Source organism: Candidatus Streptomyces philanthi, assembly GCF_059553635.1.
The window spans coordinates 1-3,812 of record NZ_JCANQV010000422.1 but is presented as its reverse complement, the minus strand read 5'-3'; the positions used below and the strand labels follow the sequence as shown (position 1 = coordinate 3,812).

At 71.6% G+C, this 3,812-nt stretch carries 3 protein-coding genes; 1 reads left to right on the top strand and 2 read right to left on the bottom strand.

Annotated features, from left to right (window positions below; genetic code table 11):
- The coding region (locus tag AC51EU_RS28260) for an ROK family protein (protein WP_496269929.1) at window positions 1-582 on the bottom strand (582 nt) is incomplete at its 3' end.
- A gap of 167 nt (window positions 583-749) precedes the next feature.
- Between AC51EU_RS28260 and AC51EU_RS28255 the strand changes: the two genes are divergently transcribed.
- Complete coding sequence (locus AC51EU_RS28255; protein WP_496269928.1) at window positions 750-1,793, top strand: LacI family DNA-binding transcriptional regulator; 1,044 nt, start codon at window positions 750-752, stop codon at window positions 1,791-1,793.
- A 10-nt stretch (window positions 1,794-1,803) separates the two neighbouring features.
- Here the strand turns inward: AC51EU_RS28255 and AC51EU_RS28250 are convergent, their stop codons facing one another.
- Complete coding sequence (locus tag AC51EU_RS28250) at window positions 1,804-3,666, bottom strand: serine hydrolase (protein ID WP_496269927.1); 1,863 nt, start codon at window positions 3,664-3,666, stop codon at window positions 1,804-1,806.
- Window positions 3,667-3,812 lie beyond the last annotated feature (146 nt).

Sequence of the window (3,812 nt, the reverse complement as noted above, 5' to 3'; positions counted from 1 at the left end):
GCGGGCGATGTTGGGGCCGCTGGCGATCCGTTCCACGCAGCCGCGTCCGCCGCAGGGGCAGGGGTCGCCGTCCAGGTCCACGCTGATGTGGCCGATATGACCGGCGTTGCCGGTGGGGCCGGGGTGGACCCGGCCGTCGAGCACCAGCCCGCCGCCGACGCCGGTGGACACCACCATGCACAGCGCGTTCCTGCGGCCGCGGGCGGCGCCCTGCCAGTGCTCCGCCGCCGCCACGGCCACGCCGTCCCCGATCAGCACCACGGGGCGGCCGCCGGCCTGCTCCCGTACGCCGTCGACCAGGGGGTAGTCGCGCCAGCCGGGGATGTTGACCGGGCTGACCGTGCCGGTCGAGGCGTCCACCGGGCCCGCGCTGCCGATGCCGACCGCCGCAACACGGGACCAGCCGGGCGCGGCCGTCAGTCCGGCGAGCACCTCGGAGACCGCGGCCATCACCGCCGCCCCGTCCCGGTCGGCCGGGGTGGGGCGGGTGGTGCGGGCGAGCAGTCCGCCGTCGCCGTCCACCAGGGCTCCGGCGATCTTCGTGCCGCCAATGTCCAGCGCTGCGCTGAGGTCCTTCTGCATCGGTGTCGAACTCTCCTGGTGGGCAAGGGCCGGAGGTTCCCGGCCCGGTGCGGGAGACGTCAGTCTCGCCGCATTTGACAACGTTGTCCAGGGGCTATGCTCGACGCCACACCACCACCGCCCGGCCCAGGGCCCGCCGTCCCCGACAGGAAGCAGGACCGCACACCGTGACCGACACCGCAGGGGGACACGTCTCCCGCCGCTACGGCACCCGGCCCACGATGAAGGACGTCGCGGCACGGGCCGGGGTCGGGCTGAAGACCGTCTCGCGGGTGGTCAACGGCGAGCGGGGCGTCACCCCGGAGACCGAGCGCCGCGTCCGGGACGCGATCACCGCGCTCGGTTTCCGCCGCAACGACTCCGCCCGCATCCTGCGCAAGGGCCGCACCGCCAGCATCGGCCTGGTGCTGGAGGACCTGGCCGACCCGTTCTACGGGCCGCTCAGCCGCGCCGTGGAGGAGGTCGCGCGCGGCCACGGCGCGCTGCTGATCAACGGGTCGAGCGCGGAGGACCCGGCCCGCGAGCGGGAGCTGGTGCTCGCGCTGTGCGCGCGGCGGGTGGACGGCCTGGTCGTCATCCCGGCGGGCGACGACCACCGGTATCTGGAGCCCGAGATCGCCGCCGGTGTCGCCACCGTCTTCGTGGACCGCCCGGCCGGGCGGATCGACGCCGATGTGGTGCTCTCCGACAGCTTCGGCGGCGCCCGCGGCGCGGTGGCGCATCTGATCGCGCACGGTCACCGGCGCATCGGTTTCCTCGGCGACCAGCCGCGCATCCACACCGCGCGGGAGCGGCTGCGGGGCTATCGCGCCGCGATGGCGGAGGCGGGCCTGCCCGTCGACGCTTCCTGGGTGTCGCTCGGCTCCACCGCTCCGGAGCGGGTACGGGCGGCGGCCACCGCGATGCTGGCGGGACCGGAACCGGTCACCGCGCTGTTCGCGGGCAACAACCGCGTCACCGTCACCCTGGTGCGGGTGCTCGGCGAACGGACGCGGCCGGTGGCGCTGGTGGGCTTCGACGACTTCGAGCTGGCCGACCTCGTACGGCCCGCCGTCACCGTCGTCGCCCAGGACGCGGCACGCCTGGGCCGCACGGCGGCCGGCCTCCTCTTCCGCCGCCTGGAGGGCGCGGACGAACCCCCGCGCCAGGTGGAGCTGCCGACCCGGCTGATCGTCCGGGGCTCGGGCGAGATCCGTCCGGACGGCGGCTGAACCCCGGGCCCTAGAACAGGTCGTACGCCGGCCAGTCGGTGATGTGACGCACCACCGTCCACATGACGTTGTCGAGGTCCGTACGCATCGCGTCGAGGCGCGCGTCGTCACGGGAGTTGACCACGATCATCCAGGACTGGTGGTCGCTCGTGCGGACGAGGATCGCGGCCGTGCCGGGCAGGTCGCCGTCGTGCCAGCGGTTCCCTCCGGTGGTGATGTGCCAACCCTTGGCGTAGTCGCTGGTGCCCCCGGAGGCGTCGCGGGCGGTGGTCAGTGTCGACATCGTCGCGACGGAGCCCGCCGACAGGATGTCCGGTTTCTCGGTGAAGCCGTCCACCCGTACGAGGAATCGCAGCAGTGCCGTCGGCGAGGCCAGCCAGCCGCCGTGCGAGTCCATGCGCGAGACGCGGATGCCGTACGGGCTCAGGGTGCCCTGCTGGGTGTAGACGACCTCGTTGCCGCGCCGGTCGGCGAGGGTGTCGCCGGCGATGTGCATGTCGGTGATGCCGCAGGGCTCCAGGACGAGCCGGCGTACGGCGTCCTCGTAGAGCAGCCCCGTCACCGTCTCGATCACACGACCGAGCAGGCAGTACCCGAAGTTGAGGTATTCGAAGGTCGTGCCCGGGGTGTGGGTCAGCGGGGCGTTGAGGGCGCCGGCGGCGTCGCGGCCGAGCATCCAGTCGATCAACTGGCGCTGCGACAGGGTGAGGTGGCCGAACATGGGGTCCTGCGCCTTGGCCCAGCCACTGGTGTGCTCCAGGAGGTGCTGGACGCGGATCTGGTCGACGTTGGCGCCGTAGGGCTGGGTGCCGTAGGTGGTGCCGAGGATGCTGTTGGCGCCGAAGACACGGTCGTTCAGGGTGAGGCGTCCTTGTTCGATCAGCCGGAAGACCGTCACGGCCGTGATCGGCTTGGTGACGCTGGCGATGCGGAACAGATGGCCGGTGGTCACGGGGGCGCCGGTGGCCGGGTCGGCCACTCCGTAGGCCCTGGCGAAGATCAGCCGTTCGGAGTCGGTCATGGCGACGGAGGCCCCCGGCACGCCGTGCGCCGTCATGAAGGAGGTCACGGTCTGCCGGATGAAGGTCTCGTCGTCGTCGGAGAGATACGGCTTGTACCAGATTCCGGCGTACGAGGTCCGGCCGCCCGCGGTGTGGCCGTTGACCTTCTGCAGCCGGAATCCGCGCGCGAGCAGGGCGTCGAAGGCCGCTTGGTAGTCCGCCGAGGACAGGCCGTGGCGGGCCTGCCAGGTGACGACGGGCCCCTTGACCCAGATCGCCGCGTAACGCGTGTCGCCCGACACCTCGTAGCCATTGACGCGCCACAGGACGTATCCCTGCGCCGTCAGCCGCGTGAACTCCGTCTGGAAGTCGGCGGACGTCAGTCCGTGGCGGGCCACCCAGCCGGGCACCCTCGACTGGTCCCAGACGGCGGCGAACCGCACCTGCCCGCCGTCGAGATAACAGGACAGGTCGACGGGGCGGAATCCGCGCGCCGTGAAATCGTCGATCGCGGTCTGGTACTGCTGCGGGGTCATCCCGTGCCGGGCCTCGAACGCCGGCCCCGGGATCTTCTGCCACAACGAGGCGAAGCGGGGCTGACCACCGCGGTCGTATCCGCTGACGGCCACGGGACGGAACCCCTGTGCGGGCAGGGTCTGGAAGAGCTTGGTGTGGTCGGCGCTGGTCAGCCCGTGATGGGCCTCCCAGGGTGGTCCCTGCGACTGTTCCCACACGGTGGCGTAATGGTCGACGCCGTTGATGCTGTAACCGTTGAGGTCGAGAAGGCGGAAACCTTGACGGACCAACGTGTCGAATTCCGGCTGGTACTGGCCGAGGGTCAGATTGTGTCGTGCTTGCCATGCGGGAGTCATCGCTGCCGCCTCTCGTCTTGATCGAGACCGGCCCAGCGTCAGACACACCCCGCGAAATCACCCGCTGCTTTCATGCTCACGCGGGTGCTCCCCGCTCGCAAACCGTACGTTTCCTCCCCGTTCGCCGGGGCGGCCCGTGGGGTTCC

Bases quoted from the DNA above. Each gene is read 5' to 3' on its own strand.
- AC51EU_RS28250 (WP_496269927.1), bottom strand. From the start codon at position 3,666: ATGACTCCCGCATGGCAAGCACGACACAATCTGACCCTCGGCCAGTAC.